General features: G+C 53.4%; 15 protein-coding genes and 1 other RNA gene. 10 read left to right on the top strand and 6 right to left on the bottom strand.

Translation table 11 applies throughout. The features are described from left to right. Positions 1-430 precede the first annotated feature (430 nt). The 10 genes from QOX26_RS13795 to QOX26_RS13750 all read left to right on the top strand — a co-directional run bounded on the left by QOX26_RS13795 (position 431) and on the right by QOX26_RS13750 (position 11,859). Positions 431-1,459: a LacI family DNA-binding transcriptional regulator gene (locus QOX26_RS13795; protein WP_283675559.1), complete on the top strand. Its 1,029-nt coding sequence runs from the start codon at positions 431-433 to the stop codon at positions 1,457-1,459. 169 nt (positions 1,460-1,628) lie between these two features. Next, positions 1,629-3,143, top strand: coding sequence for a sugar ABC transporter ATP-binding protein (locus tag QOX26_RS13790; RefSeq protein ID WP_283675558.1), 1,515 nt, complete (start codon positions 1,629-1,631; stop codon positions 3,141-3,143). Then, positions 3,143-4,129, top strand: a complete 987-nt coding sequence (locus QOX26_RS13785) for an ABC transporter permease (protein ID WP_283675557.1) — start codon at positions 3,143-3,145, stop codon at positions 4,127-4,129. The genes QOX26_RS13790 and QOX26_RS13785 overlap by 1 nt, the downstream gene beginning before the upstream one ends. A 60-nt stretch (positions 4,130-4,189) precedes the next feature. Beyond that, positions 4,190-5,170, top strand: coding sequence for a sugar ABC transporter substrate-binding protein (locus QOX26_RS13780; RefSeq protein WP_283675556.1), 981 nt, complete (start codon positions 4,190-4,192; stop codon positions 5,168-5,170). Between the two features lie 61 nt (positions 5,171-5,231). Beyond that, positions 5,232-6,245 carry a Gfo/Idh/MocA family protein gene (locus tag QOX26_RS13775; RefSeq protein WP_283675555.1) on the top strand — a complete coding sequence of 338 codons (1,014 nt, stop codon included), beginning with the start codon at positions 5,232-5,234 and terminating at the stop codon, positions 6,243-6,245. Between the two features lie 14 nt (positions 6,246-6,259). Continuing rightward, positions 6,260-7,201, top strand: a complete 942-nt coding sequence (locus tag QOX26_RS13770; protein WP_283675554.1) for a sugar phosphate isomerase/epimerase family protein — start codon at positions 6,260-6,262, stop codon at positions 7,199-7,201. 208 nt (positions 7,202-7,409) lie between these two features. Beyond that, a complete protein-coding gene (locus QOX26_RS13765) occupies positions 7,410-7,547 on the top strand; it encodes a hypothetical protein (RefSeq protein ID WP_283675553.1) in 138 nt (45 codons plus the stop codon). 361 nt (positions 7,548-7,908) lie between these two features. Further along, positions 7,909-10,266 carry a LuxR C-terminal-related transcriptional regulator gene (locus tag QOX26_RS13760; RefSeq protein WP_283675552.1) on the top strand — a complete coding sequence of 786 codons (2,358 nt, stop codon included), beginning with the start codon at positions 7,909-7,911 and terminating at the stop codon, positions 10,264-10,266. Positions 10,267-10,292: 26 nt separating this feature from the next. Further along, complete coding sequence (locus QOX26_RS13755; RefSeq protein WP_283675551.1) at positions 10,293-10,532, top strand: hypothetical protein; 240 nt, start codon at positions 10,293-10,295, stop codon at positions 10,530-10,532. Between the two features lie 280 nt (positions 10,533-10,812). Further along, a complete protein-coding gene (locus QOX26_RS13750) occupies positions 10,813-11,859 on the top strand; it encodes a GntR family transcriptional regulator (protein ID WP_283675550.1) in 1,047 nt (348 codons plus the stop codon). Positions 11,860-12,038: 179 nt separating this feature from the next. On the opposite strand, the gene QOX26_RS13745 is transcribed toward QOX26_RS13750, so the two are convergent. The 6 genes from QOX26_RS13745 to QOX26_RS13720 all read right to left on the bottom strand — a co-directional run bounded on the left by QOX26_RS13745 (position 12,039) and on the right by QOX26_RS13720 (position 16,216). Next, on the bottom strand, positions 12,039-12,419 hold the full coding sequence (locus tag QOX26_RS13745) for a recombinase family protein (protein ID WP_283675549.1): 381 nt from the start codon (positions 12,417-12,419) through the stop codon (positions 12,039-12,041). Between the two features lie 63 nt (positions 12,420-12,482). Further along, the gene (locus QOX26_RS13740) at positions 12,483-12,920 is read right to left on the bottom strand and encodes a hypothetical protein (protein WP_283675548.1); all 438 of its coding nucleotides are present in this window, start codon (positions 12,918-12,920) and stop codon (positions 12,483-12,485) included. A gap of 173 nt (positions 12,921-13,093) precedes the next feature. Beyond that, positions 13,094-13,450, bottom strand: a transfer-messenger RNA (tmRNA) gene (ssrA, locus tag QOX26_RS13735). Positions 13,451-13,483: 33 nt separating this feature from the next. Beyond that, positions 13,484-13,951 (bottom strand): SsrA-binding protein SmpB, encoded by a 468-nt coding sequence (gene smpB, locus QOX26_RS13730; RefSeq protein WP_283675547.1) that lies wholly within the window; start codon positions 13,949-13,951, stop codon positions 13,484-13,486. 121 nt (positions 13,952-14,072) lie between these two features. Then, on the bottom strand, positions 14,073-14,246 hold the full coding sequence (locus QOX26_RS13725) for a hypothetical protein (protein ID WP_283675546.1): 174 nt from the start codon (positions 14,244-14,246) through the stop codon (positions 14,073-14,075). Between the two features lie 23 nt (positions 14,247-14,269). Further along, positions 14,270-16,216: a glucosaminidase domain-containing protein gene (locus QOX26_RS13720; RefSeq protein WP_283675545.1), complete on the bottom strand. Its 1,947-nt coding sequence runs from the start codon at positions 16,214-16,216 to the stop codon at positions 14,270-14,272. Positions 16,217-16,435 lie beyond the last annotated feature (219 nt).

The following is a 16,435-nucleotide window of genomic DNA, read 5'->3' as shown; positions in this document are numbered from 1 at the left end:
CGCAAACGACAAGGAGACGCCGGTGACCGGCATTGACGGTCTGTATCCGGTGCTGATGGCTGCCGCCGCGACCAAGTCGCTGCATGAGGGCCGCCCGGTTAAAATCTCCGAGGTCGAGTAAATCCACGCTCCAAACGAGGAACAAGGGCGGATGCCATGCATCCGCCCTTGTTCCTTGTGCAGTTATGCTGAAAAACAGGAAAGGGATATGGTGAGTATTTTTGGAAGGTGTTGGCGTTTTGACCAAAGGAGCAATCCCGCAGCGAGCAGGTTTGACAAAGTTAAAAGAATGCGTAAAATCAGCGTTGACAAATCGAATCCAAGGGCACATAATTACAGCAGAAACAACAACGAGCACGAGCTCGGTAAAAGAGAGCGCGTGCTCGCTGGGAAATATTATTCCGAAACAAAGGCGGGACGATCCGTGAAAATGACCATTAAAGAAATTGCAGAATTAGCGGGCGTTCATCGTGCTACGGTAGATAAGGTGCTGCACAACCGCGAGGGCGTCAGCACGGACGTGCGGCAGCGCATTCAGCAAATCATCAAGGAAGTCGGCTACACGCCAAATCCTGCCGGCCGCGTGCTGCAGCAGCAGGGAAAGGTCTACCGCATCGCCGCAGTATTGGTCGAGGTGGACGCACTTGAATTCATCAAGCAGGGCATTGCACAGGGCGTGGAAAAGCAGGCCGGCTTCAATATTGAGGTTGAGTACCATGTAACCACCTTTCAGGATGCGGAAGGGCAGAGCGCAATCCTCAATCGCATGATTGATCAGGGTATAGACGGCATCATTTTAAGCCCAATCAACTCGGGCCGTGTGCGCGCTGCGATTAACCGTGCGGTAGATGCGGGCATTCCGGTTGTGACAGCCAACTCAGATATCGACGGTACCAAGCGCATGTGCTATGTCGGCATGGACGGTAAACGCGCAAGCCGCGTCGCCGGTCGGCTGATGGGGCAGTTCCTCGGCGGGAGCGGCGAGGTGGCAATCATCTCAAGTGCGGTCGATGCGGAAAACAACAACTACTACGTCAGCATCCGCGAACAGGGTTTTTCCAGTTTTATCGCACAGAATTATCCTGGTATTCACGTGGTTGAATGCATCGAAAGCTTTGAAGACCCGCAGATTACGTATCAAAAAACAGCCGAAGTGCTGCGGCAGCATCCCAATCTGCGCGGCATCTACCTGACCTGCGGCGGAGCACGGGAGGTTGGGCGCGCGCTCAAGGAGAGCGGGCGATGGAAAGACATCAAGGTGCTGTCCTACGAGGAGTATCCGTTCATCTTGCAGCTGATGCGTGAGGATGTGATTGACTGCACGCTCGCAAGTGAGTTGCAGCGGCAGGGCGAACTGCCGATACAGGTCATGATGGACGATTTGGTCTTCGACCGGCAGCCGGAGCGCGATGAGATGTTTACTGAAATTAAGGTATTGGTGAAGGAAAGCCTGTTCTAATGAAAAAATGTTTGCAGCCTGCTGCAAATATTTTTTTACAGAGTTACGAGCACGTGCTCGTTGGAATAAAATAGCATTGAAATTGAATTCGCAGATGCGAATTTTATTTTTAATCGGTTACGAGTACGTGCTCGTAATTGGCGCTGAGAAGGAAAGAGGAGGGAAATCAATGCAAAATCCGGAGTACTTGCTGGAGATGCGGAACATCGTCAAGGTGTTTCCGGGTGTGCGTGCGCTGGACGGCGTGAATTTGAAGGTGCGCCCGGGCAAGGTGCACGTCATCTGCGGCGAAAACGGCGCGGGAAAGTCGACGTTGATGAAAACCATCAATGGCACCTACGTGGCGGATGAGGGCGAAATGTTTTTCAAAGGCCAGCCAGTCGGCAAACACACGGTCGAGGACACCATCAAAATGGGCATCGCAATGATCTATCAGGAGCTAAACCCCGTGATGGATATGACGATTGCCGAAAATGTCTACCTCGGACGCGAGCCGATGAAGGGTATCTTTGTCGACTACGGCAAGCTGTATAGCGACACGCAGACGCTGCTCGATCAGCTCGACATTCCCTATAACGCGCATCAGACAATGCGCGAGCTGTCCATTGCGGGGCATCAGCTCATTGAGATTGCAAAGGCGATTTCGATGAACGCACAGGTCATCATCATGGACGAACCCTCGTCCGCGATTGCGGATGCAGAGATTGAGGTGCTGTTCGGGCAGATTTTCCGCCTGCGGGAGCAGGGCGTGGCCATCCTTTATATCACGCACAAGATGGACGAAATTTTCCGCATTGCGGACGAAATCACGATTATCCGCGATGGCCGCTGGATTGAATCCGGTCCGGCAAGCGACTATGACGCAGGCAAGCTGGTCGCGCGCATGGTCGGACGCGAAATCACCAACGTGTTTCCCAAGGAGAACGATATTCCCATCGGCGACGTGGTGCTCGAGGTCAAAAACCTGACGCAGGAAAAGCCGGATGGCGGCCGTTTCCGCGACATCAGCTTCCAGCTGCGCGCGGGCGAGATTCTCGGCTTCTCCGGTCTGGTCGGCGCGGGACGGTCGGAGCTGATGCGTGCCATCTTCGGACTCGACCGCCTGACAAGCGGTGAAGTGTACTTAAACGGACAGAGGCTGAACATTCGTCACACGGCGGACGCAGTCAAGGCCGGTATCGCAATGGTGAGCGAGGATCGCAAGGGCTACGGCCTGGTGCTTGGCCGCAGCATCCATGACAATGTGTCGCTGGTCAACCTTGACCAATTCCTCCACGGCGGACTGGTGAATGACAGCGAAATTGACCGCAAGACTGAGGAAATGGTAAAGCTCTTGCAGATTAAAATTGCAAACCAGAACGTTGCGGCGTCGACGCTGTCGGGCGGCAACCAGCAAAAGGTCGTACTGGCCAAGTGGCTTATCGGTGACGTCAAGGTGATGATTCTTGATGAGCCGACGCGCGGCATCGACGTCGGTGCGAAGAGCGAAATCCACAAGCTGATGTGCCGCTTTGCACGAGAGGGCATGGCAATCATCATGATTTCAAGCGAGCTGCCCGAGATTCTCGGCATGTCCGACCGCGTGGTCGTCATGCAGGAGGGGCAGATCAACGGCATCCTCAACCGCAGCGAGGCAACACAGGAAAGCATCATGACTTTGGCTACAAAGGGGAGAAGCAAGTAATGGAAAAGACGAAAGAAAAGTTTAACTTCGGCAAGTTTTACGGCAAATACGGTACATTCCTTCTGCTGGTCGTTATCTTTCTGGCGGCATGCCTGTTCGTGCCGGACTTCTTCGGCAAGGATAACCTGACCAACATCCTGCGGCAGATTGCCGTGGTCACCATCTTGGGCTTCGGCGTGGAGTTCGTTATCATCCTCGGACACATCAACGTTGCGCTCGGTTCGGAAATCGCGCTGATTGGCTGTGTTTCCTGTATGGTCATGGTCGCGGTGCAAGGCTCGATGGGTGCGGGCATGGCACTGGTCGTGTCCATCCTCTCAGCGCTTGCCCTTGGTCTGCTGATTGGCGGCATCAACGGTTTTGTTATCACCAAGTTTGACATTCCGGCCTTCATCATGACGCTGGCTGTTACCACGGTCGCCCGCGGCGGCGCACTGCTGCTGACCGGCGGCAAGCCGGTTTCCGGTATGGACAGCATCTATAAGTCGATTGGTCAGGGCTATGTGGGACCGATTCCGATTTCGGTCATCATTCTGCTCATTCTGTTTGTAATTTGCTGGGTCATCCTCAATAAAACCCGCTTCGGCCGTCACCTGTTCGCGGTGGGCGGCAATGCAAACGCCGCTGAGGCTTCGGGCATCAAATCCAAGAGCGTTGTGCGCAAGGCGTTTCTGATTGACGGTCTGATGGCTGCCATCGCAGGCGTGCTGTTCATGTCCCGTATGGGCACGGGTCAGCCGTCCGCCGGCGTTTCCTATGAGTTTGACGCGATTACGGCCTGCGTCGTCGGCGGCACCTCGCTGGCGGGCGGCTCGGGTACTATCACCGGCACGCTGATTGGCGCTGTCATCGTCGGTATCATCAACAACGCGCAGAACCTGCTCGGCATCAATGCGTACTGGCAGCAGATTGTCAAGGGACTGATTATTCTGGTTGCGGTCATTGTTGACGTGGTGACCAAGCGCGCGGCGGCAAAGGCGAAGTAAGAATGCACGGCGGACACGCGCCTTGCAATAGAGAAACGGGAGAAAATGGAGGAACATATCATGACAAACCTGAAAAAACTGGCGGCGCTCGGTCTTGCGGGCGCGATGACTCTGGGCATGCTGTCCGGCTGCGGCAGCAATGGCAGCAGCGATGCATCGGGTGACGCGAACGCATCTGCGGACGGCGAAAAGTTTGTGGTCGGCTACTGCAACGGCGCGGATTCCGACGTGTTCATGGTAGCGCGCAAGGATGCACTGATTGAGAAGGTCAAGGCAGAGGGCGCAAACATCGACCTGCAGTTTGCGGATGCAAATCAGGACTCCACCAAGCAGCTCGGCGACGCGGACACCTTCATTGCAAAGGGCGTTGACCTGCTGGTGCTCGTGCCGAACGACGCGGAAGCAATCGTTCCGGCAGTGGAATCGGCGAACGCGGCCGGCATTCCGGTTGTCTGCCTGGGCATCAAGGCCGCTTCGGGTGATTACATCTATGTCGGCTCGGAAAACTATGACGCAGGCCACATGCAGGGCGAATATTTGGCGAAAACCCTGCCTGAAAACGCTAAGGTGCTGTATCTGGCAGGCACCGCGGGCATGCAGCACTCGACCGACCGCCGTGAGGGCTTCCTTGTCGCGCTCGACGAGGCAGGCCGCAGTGATGTAGAAGTGCTGGCCGATCTGGACGGCAACTACGAAATGGCCAAGGCAATGCAGATCACCGAGGACTGGATTCAGAAGTATCCGCAGTTTGACGCAATTGTCGCCGCGAACGATCAGATGGCACTGGGCGCTGTTGAGGCACTCAAGGGCGCAAACCGTCTCGAAGGCGTGCAGGTAACCGGTGTGGACGGCCTTGCCGAAGCCTACACGGCAATTCAGAACGGCGAAATGGTGCAGACCATTCTGCAGGATGCACCCGGTCAGGCGACGGCTGCTTACGAGGTCATGACCAAGCTGATGAAGGGCGAAACCTCTGACAAGGAAGTACTCGTTCCGTTCCAGTCGGTCACGGCTGACAACGTAGCGGACTACGCGGGTTAATTAACATTACAAGCGGGGCGATATGCATTCGCCCCGCAGCAATTACAGAAAGGAACAAATTATGGAACAGCAACTGAACATCGGTCTGGTCGGCACGGGCGCCATCGGCCGCACGCATATTGAACGCATCAACACCAAGCTGTCCGGCGCAAAGGTCATCGCCTGTGCGGACAGGAATGCGGATTTTTGCAAGTCGGTCGCCGAGAAATACGGCCTGAAGGCATATGAAACCGGCGAAGAGATGATTGCTTCGCCCGAGGTGGACGCGATTATCGTCACCACGCTCGATCCCTTTCATGAGGAATACGTACTGGCGGCAGTCGAAGCCGGCAAGTATGTGTTCTGCGAAAAGCCGCTCGCACCGACTGCTGACGCGTGCAAGCGCATCGTCGAAGCCGAAATGGCGGCGGGCAAGCAGCTCGTGCAGGTTGGCTTTATGCGCCGGTACGATCCGGGCTATCGTCAGCTGAAGGAGGCTATCTCGACCCGCAAATACGGCGAGCCGCTGCTGCTGCACTGCGCGCACCGCAACCCCTCGGTACCGCCCGAGTGGGACAATTCGTCCGCGGTAGAAAACTCGATGGTACATGAGATTGACGTGCTGCGCTGGCTGCTCGGCGAGGACTATGCAAGCGCCGAGGTGCGCTACGGCAAGGCGACCTCCAAGGCGCGCGAAGGCCTGCACGATCCGCAGATCATGATTCTGACCACCAAGTCCGGTGTGCGCATCGACGTAGAATCCTTTGTGTGCAACGGCCAGTGCTACGACATACGCTGCGAGGTTGTCTGCGAGGACGCGATTCTCAATCTGCCCAAGCCCGCGACCATCGAGGTGTTGGCGAATACCGTGCGCGGCAACGCGGTTGACGCGGACTGGTCGACCCGCTTCACCGAGGCGTACAACGTCGAGTTCCAGGAGTGGATTAACGCCTGCAAGGCCGGCCGTGTCGACGGACCGTCCGCGTGGGACGGCTACGCCTGCCAGGTGGCGGCGGCAGCGGCCTCCAAGGCACGCGACACGCAGACCATTCAGCCGGTCGTTTACGATGAAAAACCCGCGTTTTATCAGAAATAAGGAGGAATCAAGCAATGGAGCTTGCAATTTGTACCGATGTATTCGCAGACCTCAGCTATACCGACATGCTGGATAAGGTCAAGTCCTACGGTGTTAACGCGGTCGAGATGACTGCGGGTGGCTGGGGCGCGCAAAAGCACTGTCCTACCGCTGAGCTGATGGCTGATGAAGGCAAGTGCAAGGCGTATCTGGCCGAGCTTGACAAGCGCGGTATGCGCATCTCGGCGCTCAACACCTCATGCAATCCGCTTTGGCCGTGCGAGACCGGCGAGCAGTACGCGCAGTCGATGCACGACTGTGTGCTGCTGGCGGAAAAGCTGGGTGTTACGAAAATCGTCTGCATGTCGGGTCTTCCCGCGGGCAGTGAGCACGATGTAACCCCCAACTGGATTACCTCGTCGGTTACGATGACTGCTTATATGCAGCCGACCGTCGATTATCAGTGGCGCGTGACCACCGAATGGTGGAAGAAGTTCGCAGCATTCTGCCGCGAGCACGGCATCAAGCAGATTGCCATCGAGGAATTCCCCTGCATGATGGTACATAATCCCGAGTCGTTCTGGATGCTGCGCGAGAGCGTGGGCGACGACATCATCGGCATTAACCTTGATCCCTCGCACCTGATTGCCTACGGCGCTGACCCAATTCAGTCGGCGCGCGCACTGAAGGGTGCAATCTACCACGTGCATGGCAAGGACACCCGCATTGAGCGCGGCATGGCAGCGGTCAACGGCCTGACCGACTGGAAGGACGTGCACGACACCGCTTCCCGCAATTGGAACTATGTCGCGGTTGGCTGCGGCAAGGATCTGCAGTGGTGGAAGGAATTCTTCTCTGTCGTCCGCATGATGGGCTACAACGGCGATGTATCGCTTGAGATGGAGGATTTCACGATGTCGACCGAAGCCGGCGTCGCAACCTCGGTCGATGCGCTGCAGCAGACCATCAGCAGATAAGGACACGGAAACACTTCTTAAATAACCTTTTTCATCTCTCTTCTTCTTTGAAAAAGTCCGCTTTCGAGCGGACTTTTTTGCTGTGTATTGCGCGTAATATCTGCATGAATCGGCCGCAGCACTGACAGAATAAAGGGGAAGGAGGTGCAGCAATGCACAATGATAAGCAGATAGACCCGACTCTTCAAACGAAAAAAACGCCGGTCAAATGCAGCTGCCGCTGGAAAAACTGCAAACGACACGGAGACTGTGCGGCGTGCAGGGCGCATCACGCACAGCATGCGAAGCACCCTCTGCCTGCCTGCGAGAAAAAGAAGGACTGACGGGACGGTGCATTCGGGGGTGAGCCGCAAAATATCTTCTCGCAGTCCGACTACGCGCAAAAAACGCTAAAATCCTTGCAAATAGTACTTTGGGGGGAGGACAAAATCATTTCTTACTGATATAATTAAAACATAACAGATTCGTAGGCTGTATCTAAGGCAACACCGCACAATTCGCGGCTAGCGCCTTAAGCGCACGCTTGCTTGCATCTTTTCCGTCATATGCGCCAAAAATGCTCGCAAATACACAAAGTATTTGCTGCGCTTTTTGACACATCTGGCAAAAAATCTGACTGCGCAATCCCGCACTTAGAATTGTGCGGTGTTGCCCTAAATTCCTCATTGCCTTGCTCATTCAGGAATTTCACATAGGGGGGAGAAAAAATGTCCCAGACCAAACCAATCGTAATCCCGGAGCGGCTGCAGGAGCGCTTTGCACTGGCGTATCAGCTCAACCGGGTGCTGCTGCTGCATGCCCCCTGCGGCTGCGGCAAAACAGAGGTGGCAAAGAAGCTGCTCCGGGCATACCGCGTTTGCTATCTCAGCGCGGCGGAGGATGAATTTTCGCTCCAAGCTATCGACAGGGACTGTGAGGTGCTTTTGATTGACGACTTGCATCTTTTGACGGACAGCGATATCAAGCACGCTTTATGTGAACGGATTCGGCTCGAAAAGGACAAGCATTTCGTCTTTTTAACCCGCGGCGCAATTCCCGGCTGGCTGATGCCGTTTCAGTTCGCCGGCATTATGGAGTCGTTTGGGATTGAGGATTTGTTCCTGGACAAAGCGGCCGCAACAGCGCTCGCGGAGGCCTACGGCGTTTCGCTCAGTTATGCGGAATTGGGCGCGGTTTTAAATGACACAAACGGGTATCCGGTCGCACTGGCCATTCTACTGCGCCGCTTATCAGACGGCGGTACTTACGGTCAAACACTGCTCAACGCCTCCAAACAGCAGCTGTTTATGTACTTTGATGAAATGATTTTTTGCCGGTTTGAAATGCCGCTGAAAAACCTGCTGCTGGAAGTCGCGCCATTTGAGAACTTTAATGTAGAACTTGCTAAGCTGCTCAGCGGAGACAGCCACAGCGGAGAACTGATTGCGGAGATTCAGCAAAACACCTCAATGCTAGAGCCCAGTGCGCCGGATGTGCTGATTTTTCGACCTATTTTTCGTGCGTTTCTGCTCTGGAAGCTATCGCAGGAACGAACAGCGGAGGAGCAGCGGGCACTTTTCAGCCGTGCGGGACTGTACTATGAGCTGCATGACCAGATGAAGTCGGCCTTGGATTGTTATTCACGTGCGGGCAATCAACGCAAAATTTCCGAATTGCTGGTCAAAAATGCGGAGCTCCATGTGGGAGTTGGACAGTATTTGGAGATGGAAAAATACTATTTCGCCATGCCCAAGGAAGAAATTTTACGCAGTCCTACGCTGATGGCAGGAATGAGCATGCTCTCTTCACTATTCATGGACTATGAACAGTCGGAATACTGGTATGAAGCGCTGCAAAGCTTCGTCGGCAGACTTAAAAAATCCGAGCCCGAATATAAAAATGCACAGGGGCGTTTGGCTTATTTGGACATTGCGCTGCCGCAAAGAGGCTGCAATGGCCTGCTTGAGGTCATCAGCAAAGTGTTTCAGGTGATGAGTGACAAACAGCTGAAGCTGCCGACCTTTTCCGTCACCAGTACGCTGCCCAGTGTGATGAACGGGGGCAAAGATTTCTGCGCATGGTCAAAAAAAGACGATTTGCTGTATGCGACCATGCGGAAACCGGTGGAAAGCGTCTTGGGACGGGACGGTGTGGGTTTAGCTGACTGCGCTATCTGCGAGAGCCGGTTTGAAAAGAATACAGACTATCAATCCAAGATGCTGACCCTGTTATCCCGTCTTTCGGAAATTCAGCGAAAAGGAACGCCGGATATTGAGTTTGCGGTTGTAGGGCTGCTCGCACGGGCTCAGATGGAGCAGGGACAGGCACAGGCGGCGATTGAATCAATAGAAAACCTGCGCAGCCGGTTTGAAGAAATCGGAGAAACAAGGTTTCTACCCAATATGGATGCACTGGTTTGCCGTGCCCAAATGCGGCTTGGCGATACCGTATCAATGAGCCGCTGGCTGCAGGACAAAGCGCCGAAGGACGATCTGCGTATCTGGGCGCTGCATCGCTATCAATATCTGACCAAGGCGATGGTACGCATCGCTAACGAGGAGTATAACGGTGCGCTGCTGATTTTGGTGCGGCTGCTGACCTATACCGAGCAGTGCGCCCGCGTAATGGATCAAATTTACATCTACATTTTAATGGCAATCTGCAATTACCGCTTGGGGAATGAGCAATGGCGCGATCAGCTGCAGCACGCGTTGGACGCTGCCTATGACCATGCGTTTATCCGACCGATTTCGGAATACGGCGCGGCCGTGCTGCCGCTGCTGACCGCCTGCAAATGGGAAAAGGACAGCAAGTACCTTGAGCGGCTGCTCGCCGCCACAAGAGTGCAGGCGGTGAATTACCCGCTGTTTCTCAAGCAGGAGGTCAAGTTGGAAGAGCCGCTTACGTCGGCCGAGCAGCAGGTATTAAAGCTGCTGTGCTACAACATGAGCAATCAGGAAATTTGTGATGTGCTGGGAATCAAGCTGGCCACAGTGAAAACACACGTCAGCCGTATTTTGCAGAAGTTGGACGTCAGCCGGAGAAGCGAGGCCAAGGAAGTAGCGGAAAAGCTGCAGCTGATATAAGGAGGCGGGTCATGGAGTGTAACGCCATGTTAAAACTGAAGCCGCAGGTGAAAATTCTGGAACGCGGCGGGAAGGTCGGCGCGGATAATCAGGGAAACATCATTTGGGCCAAGGATGAGCTGCAGGCGATGCTGCTGAGAGAAATTGCGGAAAACCCTAAAAGCATTCAAGAGATGTATGCCGTATTGCACACTGTCCGCGAAACGGAATCCATGCTGATTCTGGCGGATTTTATTCTGACCTTTGAACAATGTATCGATAACTAAGGTGTGCCAACCATGCACTTTCCGAGATACAGAAACGACTTTGCTGCCCCGGCAGGCGTTAAACGAAAAAGGCCGCTGAGACACAGACCCAAGTGACCGGGAACTGTGTTTCGGCGGCTTTTTCAGCTTAAAATGCTGCAAGAATTCCGCGTGGTGCAAACGGTGTGTTAAGTAACGAATAGACCGAGACAGGTATGCAGCATTTGCGGAAAGGCTTGAAATTTTTGTTGCAAAAGCAAGGTTGTATGATACAATTAAAGAAAACACGTGGGAGGGCGCCATGGCGGATCATAAGTATACAGAGCTTGCGAACAAGCTGCGGGACGATATTCTGAGCGGTGCTTACACAGAGGGAAGCCGGTTGCCCAGCGAAAATGAGTTGGCCGAGCAAACCGGTTACAGCCGTCAGACCGTTCGTCAGGCACTTGGCGTTCTTGAGAGAGAGGGAATTGCCCGCCGGGTACAGGGCAGCGGCACATTTGTGCAGCGGCCGCCGCTGCGCAGCACGCGCACGGGCAACATTGCAGTGGTGACAACCTATATCAGCGAATACATTTTTCCGTCTATTTTGGATTCCATGGAGGCGGTTTTGGAGAAAAACAGCTATACACCGATGCTGTTTGCCACCCGAAACCGTGTGGACAATGAGCGACGCATCTTGCAGCTGCTGCAGCATAAGCCGATTGACGGACTGATTGTGGAAGGCACCAAAACCGCACTGCCCAATCCTAATATTGACTTGTATCAGGAAATCGCCGAGCTTGGCATCCCGATTGTACTGCTCAGCGGATTCTATCCGGAGCTGAAAAACTCGGTATACGTTGTGACGGACGACCGTGCAGGCGGCCGCATGGCGTGCGAGCGGCTGCTGCGTGCAGGGCATAAACGAATCGCGGGTATTTTTAAAAGCGATGATATCCAAGGTCACCGCCGGTATGCCGGCTATATGGAAGCGCTGCAGCATGCGGGACTTTCGGTTGAGGACAATCATGTGTTATGGTATACAACCGAAAACCGCGACAGCATGCTGGCGGCATTTGCGGCGCAGGCGGTGCATGGATGCACGGCAGCGGTTTGTTATAATGATGAAACGACGCTGGAGCTGATTTCTGTCATGCAGAAGCAAGGCATTCGGATTCCGCAGCAGCTCGAACTTGTCAGCTTTGATAACAGTGCGTTTGCACAGCTCTCGCAGGTACCGTTTGTGTCACTGACCAGTCCGAAGGAGGATTTGGGCCGCTTGGCTGCGGAAAAGATGATTGATTTGCTCGCGGGAAATGAGCAGACCTCGTTAGTCCTGCCGTGGGGTCTGGACGAAACAGAATAAGAGAAATCCGCCTTTCGTGCATCGTTGCGAAGGGCGGTATTCTTTTGCTTCATTTGTATGTACAATTAAAAAGAGCCTGCGCCGATCGGTGGAAGGAAAAGAGCAAAACAAAGCCGACGGTTTCATCCGTCGGCTTTTTTTAGAACAGTCTGACATAGGCGGAGGAGGCACGCCGCAAATCATTTTGCTGCGAGGAGTTCGGCCGCTTGCTCGTGCATGCACGCGGTATCAATGTTGTTGTCCATGAGGATGATGCGTACGTGATGCTCTGCAAGAATTTGAAGGGCACTTAAGCATGCGAGAAAATTATCACCCAGTTCAAAAATACTGGTAACGACAAAAAGCTTGGTGGGTGCATCCGTTATTTCGCGCAGCAGATCAGTTAGCCTTGGCCGCTGAGGCGTTTCGCTCGCCGGTGATTCATCCATATAAATCGCAGCGTCTTCTGCGCCGATTTGGTGCAGAAAAGCGTGCAGCTGTTGTAGCTTTTGCGCCTTGCAATAGTCCCGCGTGCGAGCATCATCGTTGTCAACACACAAATATCCAATCGCTTGTTCCATGAATACGCCCCCTCTTCATTAGCATAACAGGTTTGAGAGGGGAATGGTGTCATATCTGCTGACTTATCGCGCAATTTCCTCACGAATTGGGATTTGATAGGCCTTTGATTTTTCAATGATAGGAATCGCTTCGGTGCGGAAACCGTTTGAGGTATGAACGGAGCAGCCGGTTTGCGCATCGATATAAGTATAACTCAGTGAGCGGAATCCGCCTTTCGGCCCGAGACACAGCACAACATCATAGGCTGTTTTCAAGCTTTCCTCAAATGCCTTCTTTTGTAAATCAATTTCCTTTAGCACATCTTCATCGATAATCTCCAGAGACTTCCATAGAACGTCTAACGTGGCGATTCCGGGGAAATTTACGGTGATGAATCGGTCACTGCCTCGGCTCCACATTCCTTGTCGGCCGACGGTAATACCTTCCGTGCCGGCCGTCAATGCTGCTCCATACTGGGTCAAATCTGCCATAAGGCGCACTTTAATTTGCTTGTCAGGCATAGTTTCCACTTCCCATCTACCAGAAATACCCTAATTCGACTTATAGTACCATAATAGCATATATTCTGTCTGCTATCAAGAACGAATAACCGTACGGTTCATACCGGAAGGTAGCATGCATGCCAAATAAAAAAGTCATGTATGGGTTTAAAACCTCATACATGACTTGGATTTGGTGGAGACGAGGGGAGTTGAACCCCTGTCCGAAAGCACATTCACAGTGACTTCTCCGGGCGCAGTTTGTCCTTTTAAATTCCCTCCACAGTCCGCCGGCAAACAGGCTGACTGCTTTAGTAGAGTCATCTTACATGACGGACGCAACTCTTAATCCGTACACGTTCACCACTAGTCGACGCCAGACACCCGGGCCGTGGTCCTCCCGGGGCTGACGGGCTATGCCTTAGTTAGGCAGCCTGAAGTTCGTAATTGTTGTTGTTTAATTTATAAAACAAGTTGGGGCTTTTAACGCGGCTCCCCACCGCGGCCCGCTATCCCTGCTTCAACACCCCCGTCGAACCCGTTACGTCCCCGGATCGGGTGCATCACTTCACTGGATGCGTTTTTTAACGATTACGTTCCTTCATCGCGCGGTCTATTTCACGCTTTGCATCACGTGCAGCCAGGCTGTCACGCTTATCATGCATTTTTTTACCCTTACACAGTCCAAGTTCGATTTTCACACGCGAATTCTTGAAATAAACCGACAGCGGAATAAGCGAATAGCCATCCTGCTTGGTTTTGCCGAACAGCAGTGCAATCTCCTTTTTGTGCATGAGCAGTCTGCGTACCCGCAGCGGATCCTTATTGAAGATATTTCCCTTTTCATACGGCGAAATATGCATGCCGCGCACGAACAGCTCGCCGTCCTTAAAAGAGCAATAGGAATCCTTTAAATTGATTTGTCCCTGCCGGATTGATTTGACTTCGGTGCCAAACAGCTCAATTCCAGCTTCAAATCGTTCCTCGACAAAGTAGTCATGCCAGGCTTTTTTGTTGGCGGTGACTTGCTTTGTGCCTTTTTTATCAGCCATGGCTGCCTCCTTTTTCGTGGTATATTTTATCATAGCACGGGAAGATCGGATTGTAAAGCGTCATCTATGTTACATTCTTCGCGCCGGACAGACAAAAGGAGCCGAAAAACGGCTCCTATGGTCAAACATCGCCACGCAGCAGCTTTTCCGCATAGCCCTGCAGCTCATCGCAGGAGTGCAGGCAGCTGCCGCGGCGGCGAATCATTTCACGCACATGATGGGGCAGCCTATCCCAATAAGCATGCGCGGTTGTATTGAGTGCCAGCATTTCAGTAAGATTGTGGTATCGATCCATAAATGTCTATCACCTCAACACTATTATGCCGTGGGATAGGTCAAAATATTATCCAGAATATTCAAAATTTTTGTTCCGTAGTCTGCGCCGGATGCCCAACCGTACCCGTTGGGATTCTCCTGAATGCCTAGATGCTGTACATATTCCGCGCAGCCGCGGGTGACGAGAGAGAAACGCGGATCAATGCAGTCGTTAACCAACCCCTGCCGGCTGGCATATGCCTTGAGATGCTGAATTTGTGCACGAATGCCAAGCTGGGGAGTGTCAAAGCTCGCGCCGGTCACGCCTGTCGTCACAACAGCCAGACCGCAGAAATTATTTTGCTCCAGTGTGACGGCGCTGCCTTCAAATTTGAAATTACCTGTCTCGAGACAGGACTGAGCAAATGCAACGTCACCGCGAATGCCTTCGTCCGCACCCTCAGTCAGGTAGTGGGGAATCATATCCAGTACCGATTGGGCAACGCTCGGGTTGCGCGCTTTCACATAGGCCTGCATTTGCGCGGCGGTTGCGGTCGCCTTGCCCGAGATCGCGGTATAGGTGAAATAATGATTGACGGTCGCACGCGATGTATTATAGTAAGAACCACCCGGGCGCATGACCTGTGTCAGCAGCAGGGTGGATGCAGGGTGTGTGTCTGACAGCCTGTAATCATCGAGCGATCTTAGGGAAGCCCCGTTGGCATATTCGAATATCGTCCACTGGCGATTGACATAGACCACATTCCAAGCGCTCGAATAGCCGCGTGCGATGAAGGCGGGAATACCTGCCTCAGCAAACATCCAATCGGCAGCCGCAGCAAAGGAGAAACTGTCCATCGAGCCGTTTTTGTTATAAGCGCGGGTCCAGAAAGAACCGCTTCCTGTACGAAATTCGCGCTGCATCAGAGAATAGATTTTGTTGACGCGATCGCTGTCGGCAGTTAAAGCGCTGAGCGCAGCCATGTCGGAGGCAAAATACGCTTTGGCAGCTTTTTCATCCGCATCAGTTGCACCGCGCGCAGCGGCATAGCCATCGGATAGGGTCAAGCGGGTGCGGGCATCTTTTGCGATGGAGTTTGAGACTGCGGCGTTTGCGGCGGCAGCGGGTGTTGTGCTCAGGTAGGCCGAGGACATGGCGCGGAAGTCTCGTTCGAGGACGGCTTTGTCAGGATTTGCAAACAGGTCGGCATCGGCAAGCGCGGTTAAAGAGGTATCGAGTCGCGGTGTTGCGCTTACATCGGAATTTGTAATGGCGGCAGTCAGTCGATCCGCCCAATACAGATTCGTGCGGTGCAGCGAATCGCTTGCAATAGGCGGAGCCTCTCGAACCGCGCGCAGCGCACTGACCAGATGCGTCCAGTCGGCGTTCTTTTGTCCGGTCACAATCGGTGCGTATCGCTTGGCGGTCGCAGAAAAATTGGCGGGAGGAAGAATGCTGAGATTCCCCGCCAGATCATTCATGGCAGCGCTCCACGAGGATTCCGCCGCGTAAGGATACTCGCTGTAAGCGGTAATACGCTTGTTATCATAGTTATAAGAGACACCGAAATCCACAAGCTTGCCCAGTTCTCGCAAACTAATATAGTTGTTTCCTTTAATGTTGTATACGGTTGGCGTAATGCGTTTGCCGGACAGATAAAGCGTCTGAACGGAGGAAACCGCGTTTGCGGTTGTCGTTGCGGTGTTTTGAATGGTGGGGCTTTCACCTAATACGGGCACATACGCTGCGTCCGGAGAGATGTGCACGGCATTGGTTCGCGCATCATAGCTGACGGCGAAGTTCATCAGTCGCCCGAGATCACGCAATTTGAAGTAGGTGCTGTCTTCTATATTATAAATAGAGGGATTGGCGCGTGCGCCGGTGGTATCCGAAAGGGAGGTGCTGACATAAAAGGTTTGTCCGCCGCTGGAAGCAGGTAACGCATCAACTGCCGAGGCCGTGGCGGGAAGAATGAATGCCGCCAGTAGACCCAAAAAGAAGCGCTTCAAAATAAGTTCCTCCTGTACGTGTATAAAGCTGTAAAACAGGGGTATTATACCATGGAAAGTTCTTTCAGACAAAGGCGTTTCCTGGTAAAACAAAAAAAGCGCGAAAAACCTCGAGAAAACCGTTGACAAGCATAGGTGGGGTGTGGTATTCTAACTAAGCTGTCTTTTGAGGCGGCGGCCAAGCGGAAAAGCGGATACGGCGAGAACAAAAAACTTCTC

It is taken from the genome of Butyricicoccus sp. Marseille-Q5471 (genome assembly GCF_951230135.1).
In the GTDB taxonomy this organism is placed as follows: domain Bacteria; phylum Bacillota; class Clostridia; order Oscillospirales; family Butyricicoccaceae; genus Agathobaculum.
Note: the sequence above shows the minus strand (reverse complement) of the source record. Positions and strands in the feature narration are given on the sequence as shown.

Bases quoted from the DNA above. Each gene is read 5' to 3' on its own strand.
- QOX26_RS13770 (WP_283675554.1), top strand. From the start codon at position 6,260: ATGGAGCTTGCAATTTGTACCGATGTATTCGCAGACCTCAGCTATACC.
- QOX26_RS13790 (WP_283675558.1), top strand. From the start codon at position 1,629: ATGCAAAATCCGGAGTACTTGCTGGAGATGCGGAACATCGTCAAGGTG.
- QOX26_RS13745 (WP_283675549.1), bottom strand. From the start codon at position 12,419: ATGGAACAAGCGATTGGATATTTGTGTGTTGACAACGATGATGCTCGC.
- smpB (WP_283675547.1), bottom strand. From the start codon at position 13,951: ATGGCTGATAAAAAAGGCACAAAGCAAGTCACCGCCAACAAAAAAGCC.
- QOX26_RS13750 (WP_283675550.1), top strand. From the start codon at position 10,813: ATGGCGGATCATAAGTATACAGAGCTTGCGAACAAGCTGCGGGACGAT.
- QOX26_RS13760 (WP_283675552.1), top strand. From the start codon at position 7,909: ATGTCCCAGACCAAACCAATCGTAATCCCGGAGCGGCTGCAGGAGCGC.
- QOX26_RS13755 (WP_283675551.1), top strand. From the start codon at position 10,293: ATGTTAAAACTGAAGCCGCAGGTGAAAATTCTGGAACGCGGCGGGAAG.
- QOX26_RS13765 (WP_283675553.1), top strand. From the start codon at position 7,410: ATGCAGCTGCCGCTGGAAAAACTGCAAACGACACGGAGACTGTGCGGC.
- QOX26_RS13775 (WP_283675555.1), top strand. From the start codon at position 5,232: ATGGAACAGCAACTGAACATCGGTCTGGTCGGCACGGGCGCCATCGGC.
- QOX26_RS13780 (WP_283675556.1), top strand. From the start codon at position 4,190: ATGACAAACCTGAAAAAACTGGCGGCGCTCGGTCTTGCGGGCGCGATG.
- QOX26_RS13725 (WP_283675546.1), bottom strand. From the start codon at position 14,246: ATGGATCGATACCACAATCTTACTGAAATGCTGGCACTCAATACAACC.
- QOX26_RS13795 (WP_283675559.1), top strand. From the start codon at position 431: ATGACCATTAAAGAAATTGCAGAATTAGCGGGCGTTCATCGTGCTACG.
- QOX26_RS13785 (WP_283675557.1), top strand. From the start codon at position 3,143: ATGGAAAAGACGAAAGAAAAGTTTAACTTCGGCAAGTTTTACGGCAAA.
- QOX26_RS13740 (WP_283675548.1), bottom strand. From the start codon at position 12,920: ATGCCTGACAAGCAAATTAAAGTGCGCCTTATGGCAGATTTGACCCAG.